18 protein-coding genes and 1 other annotated feature are annotated in these 20,278 nt (G+C 41.2%); of the genes, 3 read left to right on the plus strand and 15 right to left on the minus strand.

Annotated elements, in window-relative coordinates; translation table 11 throughout:
• Positions 1-86: 86 nt before the first annotated feature.
• The 7 genes from trpA to trpE are packed head-to-tail and all read right to left on the minus strand — an operon-like array spanning position 87 to position 7,695.
• The gene (gene trpA, locus WS40_RS04885) at positions 87-878 is read right to left on the minus strand and encodes a tryptophan synthase subunit alpha (RefSeq protein ID WP_046440650.1); all 792 of its coding nucleotides are present in this window, start codon (positions 876-878) and stop codon (positions 87-89) included.
• Positions 868-2,058 (minus strand): tryptophan synthase subunit beta, encoded by a 1,191-nt coding sequence (trpB, locus tag WS40_RS04890; RefSeq protein WP_038671769.1) that lies wholly within the window; start codon positions 2,056-2,058, stop codon positions 868-870. Before trpB ends, trpA begins: the two co-directional genes overlap by 11 nt.
• Positions 2,059-2,691, minus strand: a complete 633-nt coding sequence (locus WS40_RS04895) for a phosphoribosylanthranilate isomerase (protein ID WP_046440652.1) — start codon at positions 2,689-2,691, stop codon at positions 2,059-2,061.
• Complete coding sequence (gene trpC / locus WS40_RS04900; RefSeq protein WP_046440655.1) at positions 2,692-3,471, minus strand: indole-3-glycerol phosphate synthase TrpC; 780 nt, start codon at positions 3,469-3,471, stop codon at positions 2,692-2,694.
• A 2-nt stretch (positions 3,472-3,473) separates the two neighbouring features.
• Positions 3,474-5,111: a bifunctional anthranilate synthase component II/anthranilate phosphoribosyltransferase gene (locus WS40_RS04905; protein WP_046440657.1), complete on the minus strand. Its 1,638-nt coding sequence runs from the start codon at positions 5,109-5,111 to the stop codon at positions 3,474-3,476.
• Between the two features lie 12 nt (positions 5,112-5,123).
• Complete coding sequence (gene trpS, locus WS40_RS04910) at positions 5,124-6,200, minus strand: tryptophan--tRNA ligase (protein ID WP_022288427.1); 1,077 nt, start codon at positions 6,198-6,200, stop codon at positions 5,124-5,126.
• Between the two features lie 19 nt (positions 6,201-6,219).
• On the minus strand, positions 6,220-7,695 hold the full coding sequence (trpE, locus tag WS40_RS04915; RefSeq protein ID WP_046440659.1) for an anthranilate synthase component I: 1,476 nt from the start codon (positions 7,693-7,695) through the stop codon (positions 6,220-6,222).
• Between the two features lie 75 nt (positions 7,696-7,770).
• Positions 7,771-8,023 (minus strand) — a binding site (T-box leader).
• Between the two features lie 206 nt (positions 8,024-8,229).
• Between trpE and WS40_RS04920 the strand changes: the two genes are divergently transcribed.
• Positions 8,230-9,552, plus strand: a complete 1,323-nt coding sequence (locus tag WS40_RS04920; protein WP_022288429.1) for an AI-2E family transporter — start codon at positions 8,230-8,232, stop codon at positions 9,550-9,552.
• Positions 9,553-9,601: 49 nt separating this feature from the next.
• Here WS40_RS04920 and WS40_RS04925 read toward each other — a convergent pair whose 3' ends face one another.
• The 3 genes from WS40_RS04925 to WS40_RS04935 all read right to left on the minus strand — a co-directional run bounded on the left by WS40_RS04925 (position 9,602) and on the right by WS40_RS04935 (position 13,111).
• Complete coding sequence (locus WS40_RS04925) at positions 9,602-11,047, minus strand: D-alanyl-D-alanine carboxypeptidase family protein (protein WP_325208423.1); 1,446 nt, start codon at positions 11,045-11,047, stop codon at positions 9,602-9,604.
• Complete coding sequence (locus WS40_RS04930) at positions 11,044-11,679, minus strand: hypothetical protein (RefSeq protein ID WP_325208424.1); 636 nt, start codon at positions 11,677-11,679, stop codon at positions 11,044-11,046. The genes WS40_RS04925 and WS40_RS04930 overlap by 4 nt, the downstream gene beginning before the upstream one ends.
• 211 nt (positions 11,680-11,890) lie before the next feature.
• Positions 11,891-13,111: a peptidylprolyl isomerase gene (locus tag WS40_RS04935; RefSeq protein WP_046440662.1), complete on the minus strand. Its 1,221-nt coding sequence runs from the start codon at positions 13,109-13,111 to the stop codon at positions 11,891-11,893.
• 197 nt (positions 13,112-13,308) lie between these two features.
• Here WS40_RS04935 and WS40_RS04940 point away from each other — a divergent pair, with 197 nt between their 5' ends.
• Together WS40_RS04940 and WS40_RS04945 are read left to right on the plus strand one after the other, a co-directional pair.
• The gene (locus WS40_RS04940) at positions 13,309-14,061 is read left to right on the plus strand and encodes a glycerophosphodiester phosphodiesterase family protein (protein ID WP_325208425.1); all 753 of its coding nucleotides are present in this window, start codon (positions 13,309-13,311) and stop codon (positions 14,059-14,061) included.
• A 1-nt stretch (position 14,062) separates the two neighbouring features.
• Complete coding sequence (locus tag WS40_RS04945) at positions 14,063-14,686, plus strand: pentapeptide repeat-containing protein (RefSeq protein WP_325208427.1); 624 nt, start codon at positions 14,063-14,065, stop codon at positions 14,684-14,686.
• Between the two features lie 40 nt (positions 14,687-14,726).
• Here the strand turns inward: WS40_RS04945 and udp are convergent, their stop codons facing one another.
• The 5 genes from udp to WS40_RS04970 all read right to left on the minus strand — a co-directional run.
• A complete protein-coding gene (gene udp, locus WS40_RS04950; protein WP_046440664.1) occupies positions 14,727-15,515 on the minus strand; it encodes a uridine phosphorylase in 789 nt (262 codons plus the stop codon).
• A 20-nt stretch (positions 15,516-15,535) separates the two neighbouring features.
• The gene (locus WS40_RS04955) at positions 15,536-16,045 is read right to left on the minus strand and encodes a DUF3592 domain-containing protein (protein WP_325208426.1); all 510 of its coding nucleotides are present in this window, start codon (positions 16,043-16,045) and stop codon (positions 15,536-15,538) included.
• 107 nt (positions 16,046-16,152) lie between these two features.
• A complete protein-coding gene (gene nadC / locus WS40_RS04960) occupies positions 16,153-16,992 on the minus strand; it encodes a carboxylating nicotinate-nucleotide diphosphorylase (protein ID WP_046440668.1) in 840 nt (279 codons plus the stop codon).
• Entirely contained in the window at positions 16,989-18,485 is a 1,497-nt protein-coding gene (locus tag WS40_RS04965; RefSeq protein ID WP_046440670.1) for an L-aspartate oxidase, read from the minus strand. The genes nadC and WS40_RS04965 overlap by 4 nt, the downstream gene beginning before the upstream one ends.
• A gap of 284 nt (positions 18,486-18,769) precedes the next feature.
• On the minus strand, positions 18,770-20,278 hold a 1,509-nt coding region (locus WS40_RS04970; RefSeq protein ID WP_046440672.1), incomplete at its 5' end, for an iron-containing alcohol dehydrogenase.

A 20,278-nucleotide genomic window follows, 5' to 3' on the forward strand; every position in this document is an offset into this window, starting at 1 on the left:
AGACTTCGGTTTTATCGGGGTCTTGTTTTTGCATAAAAATAAGGCTCTGAGAGATACATTTCTCAGAGCCTTTGCTATTGTTATGTTTAGTTGTCCATGCCTTCACGAACAGACTTGATAAACTTGCCAACATATTCAGGAGCGTCTTTGCCGTGTTCCTCAACTATCTTGACAACAGCACTTCCCATGATAACGCCGTCAGCGTACTGGGACATTTTCTTTGCCTGCTCAGGATTTGAAATTCCGAAACCTATGCAGCAAGGGCAGTGATCGTTGTTTCTGATAGGCGCAAGAAGCTCGTTGAAATCAGTGGTTATCTCTGAACGCATACCAGTAACGCCCAGTGAAGATACAACATACAAAAAGCCCTTTGACTTTTCTGCTATCATTTTTACACGCTCGTGTGAAGTCGGTGCAACGAGGAAGATAGTGTAGATACCATTTTTCTCAGCTTCGCCCTGAAGCTCTTCACGTTCCTCGAAAGGCATATCAGGAACGATAACACCGTCTATCTGAGTTTCTTTGCAAAGCTCAAAGAACTTTGCTGTACCGAACTTGAAGATAGTGTTTATATACATCATCAGAAGCATAGGCTTGTCAGTCTGTGTGCGGAGTTTTCTTACAAGGTCAAATATCTTGTCAAGATTTGTTCCACCACTGAGTGAACGCAGAGAAGCTTTCTGAATAGTCACACCCTCTGCGATAGGGTCAGAGAACGGCACGCCTATCTCGATAATGTCAGAACCATTCTTATACATTTCAAGAACGCATTTTTCTGTTGTATCCATATCAGGGTCGCCTGCGGTGATAAATGTCACAAGCGCCTTTTTGTTTTCTGCTTTGAGTTTTTCAAAACAAGCGTCTATCCTATTCTTCATTGAGCTCGACCTCCCTGTATCTTGCTATTGAGTATACGTCCTTGTCGCCTCTGCCTGAAAGGTTGATGACAAGTATTGAGTCCTTATCCATTGTAGGAGCAATCTTAAGCGCAGCGGCAACTGCGTGTGATGACTCGATAGCAGGGATTATACCCTCTGTTCTTGAAAGGTACTCAAAAGCACAAACTGCTTCTTCATCGGTTATGTCAACATACTGCGCTCTGCCTATAGAGTTAAGATATGCGTGCTCAGGTCCGATACCTGGGTAGTCAAGACCTGCGGAAATTGAGTAAACAGGGTCGATTTGACCGTATTCGTTCTGCAAGAAAAGCGACTTCATTCCGTGGAATATACCAAGTGAGCCTTTTGCAACTGTAGCCGCATGGTCAGGTGTGTCAATGCCTCTGCCTGCTGCTTCTGCACCAACAAGCTTAACTGACTTGTCTTCGATAAAGTTGTAGAATGCACCCATAGCGTTTGAGCCGCCGCCTACACAGGCAACAACACAGTCAGGCAGTCTGCCTTCCTTTTCCATAAGCTGTGATTTTATTTCAGCACTGATAACTTTCTGGAAATCCCTAACCATTGTAGGATAAGGGTGAGGTCCCATTACAGAGCCTATGCAGTAGTAAGTTGTGTCGATATTTGATACCCAATCTCTGAAAGCCTCATTGATAGCGTCTTTCAGTGTAGCAGTACCGCTTGCAACGCCAGTTACCTTTGCACCAAGGAGGTTCATTCTGTAAACGTTAAGGGACTGTCTTTTCATATCTGTTTCGCCCATATAGACCTCACATTCAAGACCCATAAGAGCACATACTGTAGCGGTAGCAACACCGTGCTGACCTGCACCAGTCTCAGCGATTATGCGCTTCTTGCCCATTTTCTTTGCCAAAAGTATCTGACCCAAAACGTTGTTTATCTTGTGTGAGCCTGTGTGATTAAGATCCTCACGTTTGATGTATATTTTAGCTCCGCCAAGATCTTTGGTCATCTTTTCTGCATAATAAAGCATTGACGGTCTGCCTGCATAATTGTGGTATAGCTCCTGAAGCTCTTTGTTGAACTCAGGATCGTCCTTGTATTTATCGTAAGCTTTTTCAAGCTCGTGAACAGCAGTCATGACAGTTTCAGGAATATATTGTCCGCCAAATTCGCCGAATCGTCCAATTTTACTCATTTATATCCTTCTTTCGGTATTATTTCTGATAGTTTCAACTATCCTTTTTATCTTGTTTTCGTCCTTAAAGCCATCGGTTTCCACTGAACTTGAAAAGTCAACGCCGTAAGGTTGTACCTTTTCCATAGCATAGCAGATGTTGTCCTCGTTCAGTCCACCTGCAAGGAAAAACGGCTTTGATATGTTTAACTGTGAAAATATATCAAGGTCAACACACTTGCCAGTCCCACCGTAGCTGCCTGCTGAAAAGCTGTCTATAAGCAGTTTGTGGACGGGAAGTGCGTCAGCTTTTGCAATATCATCAGCACATTTCATACGAACGGCTTTCCATATCTCACAGTCGCAGTTTTCACGGAGCTTATCAATATACTCTGCGTTTTCCTCACCATGAAGCTGGATAACATCAAGCTTCTGTGCAAAGCTTTTCAGTATATTCTCTATAGGCTCGTTTACAAAAACGCCCACTCGTTTGATTTCCTTATTAAGAAGAAGTTCAAGATCGTAGAATGTGTCAATGTCTACCGTGCGTGTAAAGCCCTCCGACAGTATAAAGCCAGCATAATCAGGGTGGTATGTGTTCACATAAAGAATATCGTCCACACGGCGCATACCACATATCTTGATTTTTGTCATTTATACGCCCTCTCTCAGTTCATGGAGAGTTGTAGCGATATTGCCGCTTCTCATAAGCGTTTCACCTATAAGCACAGCGTCTGCACCAAGGCTGCGTACCTTTTTCATATCGGCATTTGTTTTTATGCCGCTTTCTGAAACAAGCACAGCATGGTCGCCTACTATATTGCTGAGCCTGCCCGTGGTTTCAAGGTCAACGTCAAAAGTGTAAAGATTTCTGTTGTTTATGCCAAGCATATCAGGCTTAAAACCAAGCGTCTTTTTATACTCTTCCTCGTTGTGCACCTCTACAAGACATTCAAGTCCAAGCTCGTGAGCGATATCAGAATATTCTTTCATTTGATCCTCGCTGAGTATAGCCGAGATAAGCAGCACTGCATCAGCACCTATGGCTCTTGCCTCGTAAAGCTGATATTCGTCGATAACGAAGTCCTTGCGGAGTATAGGCAGATTCACAGCCTTTCTTATTGCTTTGAGATATTCCGCAGAGCCTTGAAAATAATGCTCTTCAGTGAGACAGGAAATAGCGTTCGCACCGTTTTTCTCATACTCGCAGGCGATTTTCACAGGGTCAAAGTCAGGGCAGATAAGTCCCTTTGACGGAGAAGCTTTCTTTACCTCGCTTATGACTGAAAGGGTATCACGCTTTACAGCCTTTGAAAAGGAGACAGTTTGGTATTCCTTTTGGGCTGACATAGCTTTTATATCCTGTCTTGAAACTTTTGATATATCTCTTTCAAGCTGTTCTTTTCTTTTGTCGCAGATATTGTCAAGTATCATTTTTATCCTCTGTTAGTAAGTTCAACAAGTTCTTCAAGCTTTTTAAGAGCCTTTCCGCTGTCTATCATTTCAGCTGCAGTCTTTACGCCCTCTTCGATGCTGTCACATTTGCCGCAGATATAAAGTGCACAGCCTGAGTTGAGAAGAACAATATCTCTCTTTGCACCCTTGATTGTGCCCTCAAGTATACCTCTTGTGATAGCTGCGTTGCCCTTTCCGTCATCGCCAACGATGTCAGCAAGCTTGCCTCTTTTAAGACCGAAGTCCTCAGGCTTTATCTCATACTTGATAAGCTTTCCGCCGTTTATCTCGCAAATAGTTGTTGGTGCTGAGATTGAAACTTCATCAAGCCTGTCATTGCCGTAAACGAGCATTGCTCTCGTTATGCCAAGATTCATAAGCACCTTAGCCATTGGTTCAAGCAGGTCAGGGTCATATGTTCCAAGTATCATATAGTCAGCCTTTGCAGGGTTTGCAAGAGGACCGAGAATGTTGAAAACAGTTCTCACTCCTATCTGTGCTCTTGTAGGTCCTACAAATCTCATTGCTGAGTGATATGACTGTGCAAACAGGAATGAAAGACCGATCTCGTCAAGGGACTTTTCAGCCTGTTCATGTGTTGACTGAATTTTAACTCCAAGAGCCTCGAGAACATCAGCCGCACCGCTCTTTGAAGAAACGCTTCTGTTGCCGTGTTTTGCGACTTTCTGTCCTGCTGCCGCAATTACGAATGAAGAGGTTGTGGAAATGTTGAAGCTGTTTGAAAGATCTCCACCTGTGCCAACTATATCAAGAGTACCCTTGACATTGACCTTTGACATTTTTTCTCTCATTACCTTTGCAAAGCCTGTTATCTCGTCAATAGTCTCACCTTTCATTCTCAGAGCTGTGAGCAGGCAAGCGATCTGAGCATTAGAAGCTCTGTCGCTCATGATGATATCCATTGCTTTATAAGCTTCGTCCTCAGTTAGTGACTTTCCATCACATACTATTTTGAGATACTTTTTAAGCTCAACTCTTTCGCTGTCAGGAAGAGCTGCAGACTTTGTTTTTGTGGTCTTTATGCCAGCGATATCGTTCAGGAAGTTTTCGATTATCATGTTTCCAACTTCGCCAGTGAGAACTGACTCAGGGTGGAACTGAACGCCATAGGTCGGGTGTTCTCTGTGTCTTATTGCCATTATCTGAGCTTTATCGTCAGTTGCGATAACAGACAGGCAGGTAGGAAGTGAAATGCTGTCAACAACAAGTGAGTGATATCTTGCGGCTTTTATTGTGCTTTTCAGACCGCTGAAAAGTGGGTTTGCAGTGTTAAGATTTATATCTGTCTGCTTGCCGTGAAGCTGCTGCTTTGCGTGAACTATCTTTCCTCCGAATGCTTCGGCTATCGCCTGGTGTCCTAGACAAACGCCAAGTATAGGGATCCTGCCACTGAATGTCTTTATGATTTCTTCGGAAATTCCTGCGTCCTTTGGATAACCAGGACCAGGGGAGATGATGATAGCCGCAGGTGACATTTTTTCGATCTCATCTATGGTTATCTCATCATTTCTTGCTACTGTAATGTCTTTTGTGAGTACGCCTACAGCCTGATAAAGATTGTAGGTAAAGCTGTCATAGTTGTCAATAAGTAAAATCATAGTAATCTTCCTTTACAGTACAAACTTATCAATGAAAGTTTTGTCGTTGAAGTAGTTTATGCCGATAGCATTCCTTATTTCTGAAACAGTTTCGTTTGAAACCTCTATTGCACGTTGTGTGCCTTTTTTAAGTATCTCTATGAGCTGCTCTTTGTCTTTCTCATATTCCTCTCGTCTTGCTCTGATAGGTGCGAGAAATTCTTGCATAACGTTGTTAAGAAACTTCTTACATTTCATATCGCCAAGGCCGCCACGCTCATAATGTTCTTTCATCTCTGCGAGGTTCTTATAGTCAGGGAAGTATTTAGCAAAATCTTCGTCCTTGCTGAATGCGTCAAGATAGATAAATACCGGATTGCCCTCTGTGTGACCAGGGTCGCTTACATTGATATGTGTAGGGTCAGTGTACATTGACATTATCTTGTTTTTCAGCGTTTTTTCATCGTCTTTAAGGTAAATGCAGTTGCCAAGAGATTTGCTCATCTTTGTGTTGCCGTCTGTACCAACAAGTCTGTTGCAGCTTGCGTTGTCTGGGAGAACAGCCTCAGGCTCAACAAGTATATCGCACTTATAAATTCTGTTGAAGCTGTTTACTATCTCTCTTGCCTGTTCAAGCATTGGAAGCTGATCTTCTCCAACAGGAACATACTTAGCCTTGAACGCTGTGATATCTGCTGCCTGGCTGATAGGATATGTCATAAAGCCAACAGGAAGGTTTCTTTCAAAGTTTCTCATTTTTATCTCAGACTTGATAGTAGGGTTTCTTTCAAGTCTTGACATTGTAACGAGGTTTGAATAGTACATTGGAAGCTCATAAAGTGCTGGGATATGTGACTGAACGAAGAATGTTGTCTTGTCAGGTTCAAGCCCTACCGCAAGATAGTCAAGCATTACCTCAAGAATGTTTTGTCTTATCTTCTCAGGATTATCAGCGTTATCTGTAAGTGCCTGAAGATCTGCTATCATAACGAACTGATCGAATTTTCCTGTGTTTTGAAGTTCAACTCTTTTTCTGAGAGAACCTACATAATGACCAAGATGAAGTGATCCAGTTGGTCTATCGCCTGTAAGAATAATATTATTGCTCATGTTATTAACTCCTTTTAAATTATAATTTGCTTGCTTCTTTTATTGCATTTATAACAGCCATTGCCTTGTTGCATGACTCCTGATATTCGTTCTCAGGAACTGAGTCTGCGACAACTCCGCCTCCTGCTTGGATATAAGCCTTGTTATTTTTGAAAAGCACTGTTCTTATAGCGATACAAGTATCCAGCGAACCGTCAAATGCAAGATAACCAACTGTTCCGCCATAAAGGCCTCTTTTTGTTGTTTCAAGCTCGTCGATTATCTCCATTGCTCTTACCTTCGGTGCGCCTGAAAGAGTGCCGGCAGGAAGAACAGCCATAAGTGCGTCAAGAGGTTTCTTATCTTCTCTCAGTGTACCCTTTACATTCGATACAAGGTGCATCACCTTTGAATATCTTTCAACTATCATCATATCTGTAACAGTTACGGAGCCGAACTCAGAAACCTTTCCTATGTCGTTTCTTCCAAGGTCAACGAGCATTGTGTGTTCAGCTCTTTCCTTTGGATCGTTGAGAAGCTGTTGTTCATTGCGGATATCTTCGTCGTAGGTCGTTCCACGCTTGATAGTGCCTGCAATTGGTCTTGTTACTACTGTTCTATTTTCTACTGATACCAGCATTTCAGGTGAAGCGCCTGCAACAGCATAATCATTGTGCTTAAAGTAGTAAAGGTAAGGTGACGGATTAGTGGAGCGGAGCATTCTGTAAACGTCAAAGCTGTCAGGCGGATTGTCTATCTCAAATCTCTGTGACGGAACTATCTGGAAGATGTCGCCCTCTTCGATGTATTCCTTAGCCTTTTCAACGTTTGCGAGATAATGTTCCTTTGTGATGTTGGATTTTACTGTGATGTTGTCCTCCGTTGTCTTTGGAGTTTTCATAACAGGCTTGTAATTTCTAAGAGTTTCAACTACTTCGTTGCATATCTTTTCACATTCTTTGTATTTAGTTTCAAGATCATCGCTCTTATTGATGTTGAGGATTATTACAGCCTTGTTTGAAAGGTGATCGTAAGCAACGATCTTTTCAAAAAGGTGCAGGTCAGCGTCAGGAAGCTTAAGATCGTCCTCAGGTGGGTTGCACAGTGTTTTCTCAAAGTATCTTATCATATCATAAGCGAAAAATCCTATTAGACCACCTGTGAGCTTTGGATAATTATTAAATCTCGGTGACTTGTGGCCTTCGATTATCTCAGAAAAGAAAGCGATAGGATCATCGACTTTTACCATTTCATCAGCCTTACCTTTTTCTTTGACAGTAACAACGTGCTTGTTAAGAATATATTCGCATTTAGGATCAATGCCCACATATGAATATCTGCCCCACTGGTCTTTATTATCTACAGATTCAAGAATGAAACAATCATCATACGCCTCGTGCAGACAGTTAAAAAGTTGTATTGGCGTACATGAATCCATGAGAAGCTCATAGAATACAGGCACAGTCTTGTAGTTTTCAAAAAGTTCCTTTACTTGTTCAATAGCAGGGTACAGCATAAATATTCCTCCTAAATGCTTTTTTGTCGTAAAATTGACAATAAAAAAAGTCCTGTCATCACACATAACATCTAGTTATGGGACGATAGAACCGTGGTGCCACCCAATTTCCCGATAATAAATTATCGGCTCACAGATACGCATTCTGACTGGCAGAAATCAATATCCTGTCCTTTAACGCAGGAATCACGGCGAGTGATACTCGAATAAACTTTCACACCGCTCCTCACAAATCCATTCATCTGAAGAAAATGTATCAGCTCACACCTACCGCTGACTCTCTGTGACCTTTTGCATCAAACTACTTACTTTTGCTCATAGGATTTATCGTATTAACTTTAGTCTTATTATATTCCTCTGTTTCTAAAATGTCAATATCAGAAAATGTAAATATTATTGCTATTATGTAAATATTCTTTTGCAATTTGGATTTATACCAAAATAAATAATTTTAAATTTTCAATATTCCTTGCATTTATAAATAATGTAGTGTATAATAAAGTAATAGTTAAGGTAATTGAGAAAGGAAAATATATGAAAGTACAAACTAATAAGAAATACACCACAATTGCATTTTATGCAGTTATCGTTATTGCTATAAATGTGCTTTTGGTAGTGGCTGTATTTAAATTTAATACGATCTTAAAGCTTATTTCCACACTTGTTTCTGCACTTACGCCTGTTATAGTTGGTCTTGTGATCGCATTTCTTATAAATCCTATAATGGTGAATTTTGAAAAGCTGTTCAGAAATAAAGTGGTAAAAAATCCGGCTAAGAAAAAGCTTACCAGAGCCTGCTCAGTAACTGTAGCGTCACTTGTTTTTCTGGGGATAGTTGTTGGACTTACTTATGTTGTTGTTCCAGAACTTATAAATTCCATAATTGATATTTTTAACAATGCATCTAACATCGTTGTTAAAGTGCAGGGTTGGATAAATAAGCTGTTTAAAAACTATCCTGATATCGAAACAATGGCTACAGAGAAGCTCAAAGCTTTTTCAACTGATTTGGGAACTGTTATTGAGAAGATACAGCCGATGTTTGAAAATATTCTTTCGGGTGCATGGGGCGTTATCAATGTTCTTAAAAACTTTGTATTTGGATTTATCGTTTCTATCTATATGCTTTGCAGCAAGGAAAAACTTCTTGCTCAGGCTAAGAAGATAATCATTGCAAACACAAAAAAGTCTACATGTGAGAAGATCATGAGAGTTTGCACTGAAACAAATAAAGTTTTTGCAGGTTTTTTGAGCGGAAAGATCATTGACTCGGCAATAATCGGAGTTCTTTGCTTTATAGGTCTGACTATCATGAATATGCCTTACAACATCATGATAAGTGTTCTTGTGGGTGTAACTAATATTATCCCATTTTTTGGACCGATAATCGGTGCGATACCATCAACTGCACTTATGCTGTTTATTGATCCTAAAAAAGCCATTATACTTCTTATTTTCATAGTTATTTTACAGCAGTTTGACGGCAATATCCTTGGTCCTAAGATACTTGGTGATTCTACTGGGCTTCCTGGTTTTTGGGTGCTGGTATCACTGTTCTTCTTTGGAAATTTGTTTGGGTTCATAGGTATGGTCATTGCAGTTCCGACTTTTGCATTGCTTTATACTTTTACACGAGAGAGCGTTGTTCAGCGGTTAAGAAAGAAGAAGCTCCCTGTAGATACCGACTATTATATGGAGGATGTTGAGCATTTGTATAAGAAAAATGAAAAGCGTATTCCGCTTACGCCTGAACAGCTTGACGCCATGGTCATTCCAAGTGCTGATGAGGTAAATGAGGTCAACAGAGAGGATGATCCAGAAATAGTTGACGATCACAACGAAAATAAAGATCAGTAAACGCAAAAGAGCGGCCTGTTCACAATTCATAGTGAGCAGACCGCTTATTTTATTTCATGTATTTTTTCTGTATTTTTGCAATATGTATCACAGAGTATATTACTATAAGTGCAATAAGTATTGTTAATGTGACCTTGAAAACAGACGATTCAAAGTATGACTTAGCTATTTTAACCTTCGCTTTGACTTGGGAACGTTCTACTTTAGTTGTGGAAACGAGATCTATAGTTGCAAGCACCTCACCTTTGTAGACAAGTTCCATTTTACCAAGCACATCGCCAACCTCAACAGGTGCAACAACGTTGTCATAAACGGTTGTTTTCTTTTCCACATCATTTACTGATATATCTACAGGCCACAGCCTTGTAAAACCATTTGCAGGTTTTAGATTTGCGTAATCTATGCCGTCACCATAGCTTACCTTTACATCACGGACTTCGCTGTTTTTGTCCACAAAATCCGTTGCTACAAGACTTGAAAATGCCCATTTGTAAAGACTGATGTGATCAAGGAGGTTGTAGTAAACATTATCTCCACCATATATGGAATCAGGATCTTCCTCGCCCTTCTTCACATCTTCTTCAAGCTTATCCATTGGTGCACCCATTGTCACAATAAGATATGTGGTGCCTTCATATTCCGCATATGAAGCTAAACATCTTCCAGCGGAGTCAAGGGTGCCTGTCTTTATGCCTTTAGCATAGGAGTAGTAATAATCGGTCATTGAGTCAAGCATAAGGTTTGTATTATAAATATCTGTACCATCTGAGTGATAAGAGGTGGATGCCATATGATAGCTTGGCAGACAGACAATATCACGAAATACCTGATATTTGCTTATGGCATATTCACAAAGAGTTGCCATATCCTTGCAGGACGAATAATTCTGTTGCGCCCACAGACCATGTGCATTTGAAAAGTGTGTATTTTCCATGCCGAGTTTTTCAGCTTTTTCATTCATAAGGTCTGTAAATCCTGTTATGGAATCGGACACATTCAAAGCGATTATATTCGCTGCTTCACATGAGGATGGGATAAGCAGTGCCGCCAGGAGATCATAACAGCTTACTTCTTCGCCTGGTTGTATATCAGCTGTTGAAGCACCAGTATCATATAGTTCATCAAATGCTTCCGAGCCTGCTGAATAGTATGTATCTTTTAGTTTTTGTTCATCACCTTTGAATTTGTCCAGAAGCACCACAGCAGTCATTATCTTTGTTAGGGAAGCAGGCACACGCTCGTCTTCACCGTTTATGTCAACGATAGCTTCACCGCTGTCAAGATTGACCATATAGACCGCTTCAGAGTAAAGCTCCAACGGTATCGCTTTTCCTTCATCGTCATAGCCTGATGTAGGTGTAAAATTGAATGCGTCTGCACACATCGCAGGCACAAGCAGCATTATTGCCAGCGTCATGGATAATATCCTGCTGATTTTTCGTTTTAGTTTCATTGACAGCTTCCTTTCGCACTGTATGTAAAGAGCCTTGCTCATTCAGTTTTCTCATAAAGTATATTAGCACCCTGTTTGCCCACACGTTTCACTCTTTCAAGATATGTGAGTATATTAAGCGTTACCTGTGCATATTCACGAGATATCTTTGCATTAAAGGCAAAGTCTTTAGAAGTGAACTGCTTTGGCAGGTCCTCCGGGAGGAACATATCAAAGTCGGCAGGGCAGTCGATATGTATTTCATCAATAAGACCTTTTGGTATTCTGTCATGACGTGAAGATCCACGCTTTTTGTTCTTTGACCAGCCGTTAAGCAATCTTATCTCCTCGGTTTCAAGCATACAAAGGCACAAATGAAATCGGGGGTTATCAAGGGTGTATTTTATTTTGTACAGTTCGGGCATGACTTCATAGATAGTGTATTTTCTCGGCGATTTGTGCTTTTCTGACAACTCTCCTGTTTCAGTATCTATCCAACGGACATATTTGACCGCAGGGATAGGGTAGACCACTGTCACGTCACAGTAGTCAAGAAAGGCTTCAAGTTTTTTCAGCAGTTTGTTGAACTGTCTTGTTTGTACCTCGATAACACCGTTTTCGCATACGATATCAGCCACATATCCGCCAATGCGTATCTCCTGATTTTCACCATATGGCTCAAAATAGTTTTTCAAAACAGCATGAAGCGTTTTCTCACCTAGAGTTCCGATGCCGTTGCGTTCACGGCTTTTGCCTATGATTTTATCGCAAGCATCTTGAAATTTCAGCCTGTCCGTAAGATCACCTCAGTTTTTATTATATCAGATATTCACTCTCACGTCAATCACAAAAACGCATAAAAAGAGCCTGAGATCTGCTCAGGCTCTTTAATCATACCATGACCCATCAGGTTATGCTGTCCGCAGTTATCTTGTCCCACTGGTCGCAATACTTGACTTCCATTTTGTCCATTCTTTCGTTGTAAAGCTTTGAGATAGCAGGTGTATCATATGAATAGATCATATCGTCTATGTTCTGTTCTACATAATCCATATCAACCGGCAAACGCTTGATTATGAAATATCCATATGTGTCATTCTCTGTAAGTTCAGTGGAAATGCCGTTTTCTTTTAGTTTGAAAGCGTCTTTTACAAGCTCCTCAGGATATCCAGTCGTATCTTTATTGAAATAATATCCTGTTGAAGGATCTTCAAGACCGAGATCCCAGCCGTACTTTTCAATAAGCTTGTCAAAGTCTTCTCCGTCCTGAGCTTTTTTCAGAACTTCCTCTGCAAGCTTCTTAGCCTTTTCCTTAGCTTTCTTTACACCATCATCATCAAGCTTCGCATAAGCTGACTGCTTTGCGCTCGCTTTGTCTGAAAGTGACATGCTGTCATAACTGTCAGCGGTACTGTCATCAAGATCTACCTGTGCATAGAAAGGGATCATAACGTGAATTTCACGGCAATACTCGTTTGTATCCTTGACTATTTTTTTAAAGTCCTCTTTTTTAGTTGCATACTTACCGTTATTCTTAAAAAGAGTATCGTTTACTTTAGTATAGATAGCAGCCGTTTCAAGCATTTTCCTGTAAAGATCCTCTGTGAGGTAAGCCGACTTAATGTCATTAAGATAAGCTTCATCAGAATCATAGTTTGCTTTTGCTTTAGCTATCTGGTCATCAATTGTCTTGTTGTCATCGTCTGTAAGCTTAATTCCGTTTTCTTCTGCAAGCTCAGGTGCAACAAGTTCCTGCTTAAGTGCAGTGATAACATCCTCCATAAGAAGCTTAAAACCACCGTCAGTTGACTTGATAGTGTCAAGGGTAGCTCCGTAAGTGGAAGTGTACTTGCTTATAGTATAATAATAATAGTATCTGAAAGTATCAAAATCAATATCCTTGCCGTCAATAGTGCAAACGATAAAGTCCTTAGTATCAATGGACTTGCCGTCAATTGTAAGGGACGGCTCAGGTGTCTGTTTTTCAGTTGTGCTGTCAACAGCTGAAACAGAAGAATCCACTGTGGAAGATACGGTTGATGAGCTGTCGTTATTTTTGCTGCATGAAGTAAAGCTGCAAATAGCTATTGTGAGAGCTGCTGTAACAGCGGCTAATTTCTTTATCATAATAATTGTCCTTTCCTTTGAGAGAAAATCCTCTGCATAACATAAATTTAATTATATCTTATTATTGTGATGATACTGTGTGATAATTCTTAAACTTTCTGTGAATGAAATATATATTATCCAGCGTGATACAGTTGACAATCTAAGCCTGGGAGAGTATAATATAAATGACTTTAATACGAAAAGAGGTATCCCATATGGATTTTGGCAAATATATTGCTCACAGAGGTCTTCACTCAGATCTTGTTCCTGAAAATTCTCTTACTGCATTCAGGCTTGCGGTTGAAAAATGTCTTTCTATCGAGCTTGATGTACGTCTAACAAAGGATTGCCGCATTGTGGTTTTCCATGACAATGACCTTATGAGAATGTGCGGCATTGAGGGCAAGGTGTTTGATTACACATATGAACAGCTGTCTGCGTTCAGACTTGGTGGCAGTGATGAAAAAATACCACTGCTGTCAGAGGTGCTGAAAACTGTTGACGGCAAAGTGCCACTTCTTATTGAGCTCAAAGGCGGTGCGCCATTTGGAGAGCTTGAAAGCCGAGTTGACCATATGATGAAGAAATACAAAGGCGAATTTGCAGTGCAGAGCTTTAACCCGTTCTCAGTGATGTGGTTTAGGTTTCATTCACCTAAAGTCACAAGGGGTCAGCTTATCTCAAAATACAGAAAGAATATAGACCTTGAATATATCGAAAGGTTCATTTGTGCTCAGCCGTTTATATGGCGTTTTATATCAAAACCGCAGTTCATTGCAGCTGACCTTAGGTCAATAAGCCTTGAAACTGCATTTCAGGCCGTTGATATAGATGCAGACTTGCTCACATGGACGGGAAGAGGCAAAGAGCTTATAGAAACTGCTTCACAGTTTTCAAAGACAGTTATAGCAGAGCAGTTTCCTGAGAATTTTGATTTTTCTGACAATTGGGAGGGAAGCTGTGAATAAGATGCAAGACCTTCCATTGTGCGACCTTAACGAAGTCAAACGTACTGCAAAACGCACTGACAGCGATATTTCAGGCTGTAAATTTAGCGGAGAATATCTTGAAAGCGAAGATCTCTCCTGCCTGTCATTTATAAACTGTATGTTTGAAAACTGCACCTTTACCGATTGCGATTTTGAGCGTTCCTCATTCGTTGATGTGACGTTCATATCCTGCGATCTGTCAAATTCATCACTGGACTCATCCTACCTCAGCAGATGTGAGTTCCGCTCCTGCAAGCTCGTTGGTGCAGAGTTCAAGGATTGCTCCATTCAAGGTGTAGCCTTTGAATCCTCAAACTGCGGATATGCCATATTTGATAAATGCAAGCTGTCTGAAACCCAGGTGAAAAACAGTGATATGTCCTCCGCTGAGCTTGTTTCCTGCAATTTAAAAGCGTTTAAGACAAGCGGAAGTAAATACCTTGGCACATCATTTTTCAGAACGGCTCTCGGCGGCGTTGATTTTTCTACCTGTCTTGTAAGTGGACTGCGCATTTCTGATACATTCAGAGAACTCCGAAACGCTGTTTTTTCAGCAGATCAAGCTGTGGAGCTTGCAATGCTTCTTGGAATAAGAATAAAATAATTTAAGCCGCTATGACAATAAACGTCACAGCGGCTTTTTATCACTTTTTATCCTGTTTTATCAGTATTTTCACAGCGTTCACCGCACAGTGGATACCTCTTGAGGTGTCGTCGCTCACATTGTCTTCAAGGTCTGCCTTTGAACGCTCCACGTTCCATATAGCTGTTATAACAGCTCCACAGCGGACGTGTCTTGCGATACCTACTGAGAAAACTGCGGCACATTCCATTTCGGAAGTCATACAGCCGCACCTTAAATATGCGTCCCAGCGGTAATTTATATCGCCGCTCACAGGCATTGAGTCAGGCTCTACTTCTCCATAAAAGCTGTCCTTGCTGTGGACAACGCCCACATGATAACGCTTGCCAAGCTTATCTTCTGACAGTGCCGCAGCTGCCTTTGCCAGTGCAGTTGTGACCGTGAAATCTGCCACAGCAGGGTAGCCCTCGGGGAGATATTCTTTTGACGTACCTTCGCCACGAACAGCCGCCGAAGCTATAACAAGGTCGCCACCGCTAACGGAAAGATCCATTCCTCCGCTTGTACCGATACGAATAAATGTGTCTGCGCCGCACTTTACCAGTTCCTCCACTGCAATTGCCGCAGATGGCCCACCGATACCGGTCGAGCACACAGTTACCTTTTCACCGTCAAGATAGCCTGTATAAACATTGTATTCTCTGTTTTGAGCCACCTGCTTTGCGTCATCAAGAAGTGCCGCTATTTTTGGCACTCTTCCAGGGTCACCCGGCATAATAACATATCTGCCCACTTCTTCAGGGATAGTTCTGATGTGAAATTGTCTTTCACCGTCCATAATGCTTGCCATAAAAATTCCTCCTCTCAGAATTATTCGTCGTATGGATAATTATTTTCTTCGTATAATTCATTTTCTGCAAATTTTTTTTCGGATTTCTGCTTTTTCTTTATATGTATAAGCACTATGATAAGCACTATTGCTATAATCGCAAATAGCCCGCCTAATCCACAGAAAACAACTGTTAATATGGTATTGGTTGTATCATTTGGTGCATAAAACGTTTCAGGGTCGTCAGGGTCACAGAATATCTGGATCGTTTGTCCTCTTCTGTATCTGATGTTGCTGGAATATGTATTGCTGTGAGTGGTGTAGAGCTGTCCGTCAACGTTATATGAATACACTGGTGTGTAAACTGTGCTGTATGATACGTGTCCGTCATCGTTCTCATGTCGTTCATCTTTACTGAGAATGTCTGATATTATAGCATTGACTTCAAGAGTACATCTGTTTTTGAGTTGAGTTTGGTGTATTGCAAAAACTATTCCAACTGCAAGAAATGTCACGCCAACCAACATGAAAACTAACGCTACTATTTTCATTGCTGATTTGCTGTAATGCACATGAGATCTTTTGTAATAACGCATATTTTCCCCCCATTTAAGCATAAAAGCCAACACCTTAATATGGCGTTGGCTTTTGTTTTATCTTACTTTTCCATTTTCATTGAAATGTCAAACGCCTTGACTGAGTGTGTGATAGCACCGATAGAAATGATATCAACGCCCGTTTCAGCTATTGCACGGATTGTTTCAGAGGTCACGTTTCCTGAAGCTTCTAAAAGTGCTTTGCCATTTGTCATTTCAACAGCCTTTGCCATATCTTCATTTGTCATATTGTCAAGCATGATTATCTCAATGCCAAGTGTAAGAGCTTCTTTGAGTTCTTCAAGGTTTCCGACTTCAACTTCTATCTTGACAGTATGTCCCATTTTTTCTCTGAGAGCGTTTACTGCGCCTGTCATGCTGCCATATGCGTCAAGGTGAGTGTCTTTTAGCATTGCGCAATCTGAAAGATTGTATCTGTGGTTTTTTCCACCGCCTACTGTAACTGCATATTTCTGCAAAACTCTAAGACCTGGGAGCGTTTTTCTTGTATCAGCAACAGACGCCTTTGTACCCTTTACAAGCTCAACGCATCTGTTTGTTGCAGTTGCAACGCCTGACATATGCTGAACGATATTCAGTGCCGTTCTTTCGCCTTTGAGCAAGGCTCTTGTTGAGCCTGTTATTCTTGCGATAATGTCACCTTTCTTGACCTTTTCACCATCATGGATAAATATCTTACATTTAACATTGCTGTCAAGAAGCTGAAAAACTCTCATTGCAACATCAATTCCACAAAGAACGCCTTCGTCCTTTGAAACATACTTTGCTGTTGAAACTGAATTTTCGTCAACAAGATAATCCGTTGTAACGTCTATATAGTTGATATCCTCCAGCAGAGCTGTTTTAATGATATCGTCGATCTGAAACTGCATTAATCTCATTTGTTTTCCTCCATTTTTTCTTTGGATTTGAGCTTTTCGATAGCGTCCTTTAATACGATATAAGCGACAGTTGTAAGAGACCTTGCTTCAACATAATCTCTGTCTATTTTGAAATTACCGTCACAAAGGAAATTTTTTAGCTTTGTTACTTCTTCAAGATCAGGCGGCAAAGCCTCCTTATCAGGGATAACGAAATATGCACGCTGCATTATATCTCTTATCTCTGTTCTTATGCCCTGAGGAATGTGTGGGGCTTCATTGTCTATCTTGAAATTATATGTTTCAAGGTCACCACTGTCAGATTTTATCTTCTCATTGATGTCAGCCGCTGCACGTCTTGAAAATACCAAAGCTTCAAGTAGGGAATTGCTTGCAAGTCTGTTATTGCCGTGAACACCTGTATGTGAACATTCGCCGCAGGCATAAAGCCTGTCAATGTTAGTTCTTGCATATGTATCAACATTTATACCGCCCATAAGGTAATGATGACAAGGGAAAATAGGTATCATATCCTTGGTCATGTCATAACCTGCTTTGAGAAGCTTTTCATTTATCATAGGAAATCTGTTTCTGACAAACTCAGGGTCTTTGTGAGTGATATCAAGATAGAATTTGTCAGAGCCTGTTTTCTTGGCTTCAGCCATGATCGCATGAGAAACAACATCTCTTGGCGCAAGCTCCAGACGATCGTCATAATTTTGCATAAATCTTTCGCCGTTGCAGTTTTTAAGATAAGCTCCCTCGCCTCTGACAGATTCAGAGATAAGGAAAGTTTCACGAGTGTGCTTGTTGTTAAAGCCTGTTGGGTGGAACTGGATATAGCTGAGATTTTTTATCTCTGCTCCAAGCTCATGAGCGATAGTTATGCCGTCGCCTGTTGCGATAGCGGAGTTTGTAGTGTATTCGTAAACTCTGCCTATTCCACCAGTTGCAAAAATGGCGTATCTGCAATTATATGTCGTATATTCGTTGTCATTAGTCAGCACAAGAATGGAAAAACCTGTTTCGGTTTTCTTTGCGTTGCACATAACGGCATTTTCGAGTATCTCAACATTATCTAGCTGTTGAACATTTCTTAGTAGAGTTGTTTCGATCTCCAGACCTGTGGTATCGGCATGATGAAAAATCCTGTTCATACCGTGTCCACCTTCGAGAGTGCGGTGATATGATCCATCAGGACACTTATCAAAGTCAGCACCAAGCTCTATGAGTTTTCCAATGTCAATATAGGCTTCGTCAACAAGGACCTGAGTGGACTCGGGATCATTTTCAAATCCGCCTGCTACAAATGTATCATGTTTGTGATATTCAGGCGAGTCCATTGGATTATCATAAACGCCTGCAATTCCACCCTGTGCAAGGGAAGAGTTACACAATGTCAGCTCTCTTTTGGAAAGCACAAGTACATTTAAATCACGGGAAAGGTTAAGTGCTGCATATAGACCTGCCGCACCGCAGCCAGCGATAATAACGTCATAATTTTTGTTGTTCATATTTGTAACCTCTTTGTATGGCGGAGTGTCGCCAAGTGTTATGTAAAAATCACATCAGATATTGCTCTGAAATAATTTATACTTATTCTATTATACCATATATTTTTTCCTTTTTCAACTGTTATTTGAGTATATAATATACATACCTTACATTATTATTTTAAGTGCAAATTAACAAAAAAATGACTGCCTGCTCCCTAAAGGGAACAAGCAGTCGGAGGTTTATTATAGATCAACTAATAATCAAATATTAGTCACTCTGCAAATTGCTTTGTCAGCAAAGATTATTTGCCGTAGTAAGCCTTGAGGTACATTTCCTTCAGCTCGCTCATCAGTGGGTATCTTGGGTTAGCACCTGTGCACTGGTCATCAAATGCGTCCTCAACCATGTTGTCGAGAGTGTCAAGGAAGTGCTTCTCGTCTACGCCGTAATCAGCGATAGTCTTCTTGATACCAACTCTTTCCTTGAGTGCCTCGATAGCGTCGATGAACTTGTTGAGTGTATCCTCATCGTTCTTACCAACGATACCAAGTGAATGTGCACACTCGCAGTATCTCTCAAGAGTATGTGGATACTGATACTGTGAGAAAGTACCCATCTTTCTAGGTGTTGGGTCAGCGTTGTATCTCATTACCATTGTGATAAGGAGAGCGTTAGCAACGCCGTGTGGCAGGTGATGATAAGCACCGAGCTTATGAGCCATTGAGTGGCAAACACCGAGGAATGCGTTAGCAAATGCCATACCAGCCATTGTAGATGCTGTAGCCATTTCCTCACGAGCCTTAACGTCTGTCTGACCGTTGTCATATGCACCTGGCAGATACTTGAAGATAAGCTTCATAGCTCTAAGTGCAAGACCGTCAGTGTAATCTGTAGCCATTACAGATGCATAAGCCTCAAGAGCGTGTGTCAGAGCGTCGATACCTGATGCAGAAGTCAGACCTCTTGGAGCAGACATCATCATATCTGTATCAACGATAGCCATGTTAGGCATGAGCTGGTAGTCAGCCAGAGGATACTTAGTACCTGTCTTTTCATCAGTGATAACTGCGAAAGGTGTAACCTCAGAACCTGTACCAGAAGATGTTGGGATAGCAATGAAGTATGCCTTCTCACCCATCTTAGGGAATGTGTAAACTCTCTTACGGATATCGATATATCTCATAGCCATATCGAAGAAGTCAGCGTCTGGATGCTCGTAAAGAACCCACATGATCTTACCAGCGTCCATTGCAGAACCACCGCCGATAGCGATAATTGTGTCAGGCTCGAAAGCTCTCAACTGAGCAACACCCTCAAGTGCACAAGCAAGTGTTGGGTCTGGAGCAACATCGAAGAATGTTTCGTGGAGAATACCCATTTCATCGAGTTTATCTGTGATAGCCTTTGTATAACCATTCTTATAAAGGAACTGGTCTGTTACGATGAATGCCTTTTTCTTGCCCATAACAGTCTTCAACTCGTCAAGAGCAACAGGGAGACAACCCTTCTTGAAGTATACCTTTTCAGGTGCTCTGAACCAAAGCATATTCTCTCTCCTCTCAACGACTGTCTTAATGTTCAGCAGGTGCTTAACGCCAACGTTCTCAGAAACTGAGTTGCCGCCCCATGAACCGCAGCCGAGTGTGAGGGAAGGAGCAAAGTCAAAGTTGTAGAGGTCACCGATACCGCCGAGTGAAGAAGGTGTGTTTACGATAAGACGGCAAGTCTTCATTCTTGCAGCGAACTTATTGAGTTTTTCTCTCTCGTTTATGTTATCTACCCAAAGAACTGAAGTATGACCAAGACCGCC

The sequence above is a fragment of the Ruminococcus sp. N15.MGS-57 genome, assembly GCF_000980385.1.
Lineage (GTDB): Bacteria > Bacillota > Clostridia > Oscillospirales > Ruminococcaceae > Hominimerdicola > Hominimerdicola aceti.

Bases quoted from the DNA above. Each gene is read 5' to 3' on its own strand.
- trpA (WP_046440650.1), bottom strand. From the start codon at position 878: ATGAAGAATAGGATAGACGCTTGTTTTGAAAAACTCAAAGCAGAAAAC.
- trpB (WP_038671769.1), bottom strand. From the start codon at position 2,058: ATGAGTAAAATTGGACGATTCGGCGAATTTGGCGGACAATATATTCCT.
- WS40_RS04895 (WP_046440652.1), bottom strand. From the start codon at position 2,691: ATGACAAAAATCAAGATATGTGGTATGCGCCGTGTGGACGATATTCTT.
- trpC (WP_046440655.1), bottom strand. From the start codon at position 3,471: ATGATACTTGACAATATCTGCGACAAAAGAAAAGAACAGCTTGAAAGA.
- WS40_RS04905 (WP_046440657.1), bottom strand. From the start codon at position 5,111: ATGATTTTACTTATTGACAACTATGACAGCTTTACCTACAATCTTTAT.
- trpS (WP_022288427.1), bottom strand. From the start codon at position 6,200: ATGAGCAATAATATTATTCTTACAGGCGATAGACCAACTGGATCACTT.
- trpE (WP_046440659.1), bottom strand. From the start codon at position 7,695: ATGCTGTACCCTGCTATTGAACAAGTAAAGGAACTTTTTGAAAACTAC.
- WS40_RS04920 (WP_022288429.1), top strand. From the start codon at position 8,230: ATGAAAGTACAAACTAATAAGAAATACACCACAATTGCATTTTATGCA.
- WS40_RS04925 (WP_325208423.1), bottom strand. From the start codon at position 11,047: ATGAGCAAGGCTCTTTACATACAGTGCGAAAGGAAGCTGTCAATGAAA.
- WS40_RS04935 (WP_046440662.1), bottom strand. From the start codon at position 13,111: ATGATAAAGAAATTAGCCGCTGTTACAGCAGCTCTCACAATAGCTATT.
- WS40_RS04940 (WP_325208425.1), top strand. From the start codon at position 13,309: ATGGATTTTGGCAAATATATTGCTCACAGAGGTCTTCACTCAGATCTT.
- WS40_RS04945 (WP_325208427.1), top strand. From the start codon at position 14,063: ATGCAAGACCTTCCATTGTGCGACCTTAACGAAGTCAAACGTACTGCA.
- udp (WP_046440664.1), bottom strand. From the start codon at position 15,515: ATGGCAAGCATTATGGACGGTGAAAGACAATTTCACATCAGAACTATC.
- WS40_RS04955 (WP_325208426.1), bottom strand. From the start codon at position 16,045: ATGAAAATAGTAGCGTTAGTTTTCATGTTGGTTGGCGTGACATTTCTT.
- nadC (WP_046440668.1), bottom strand. From the start codon at position 16,992: ATGAGATTAATGCAGTTTCAGATCGACGATATCATTAAAACAGCTCTG.
- WS40_RS04965 (WP_046440670.1), bottom strand. From the start codon at position 18,485: ATGAACAACAAAAATTATGACGTTATTATCGCTGGCTGCGGTGCGGCA.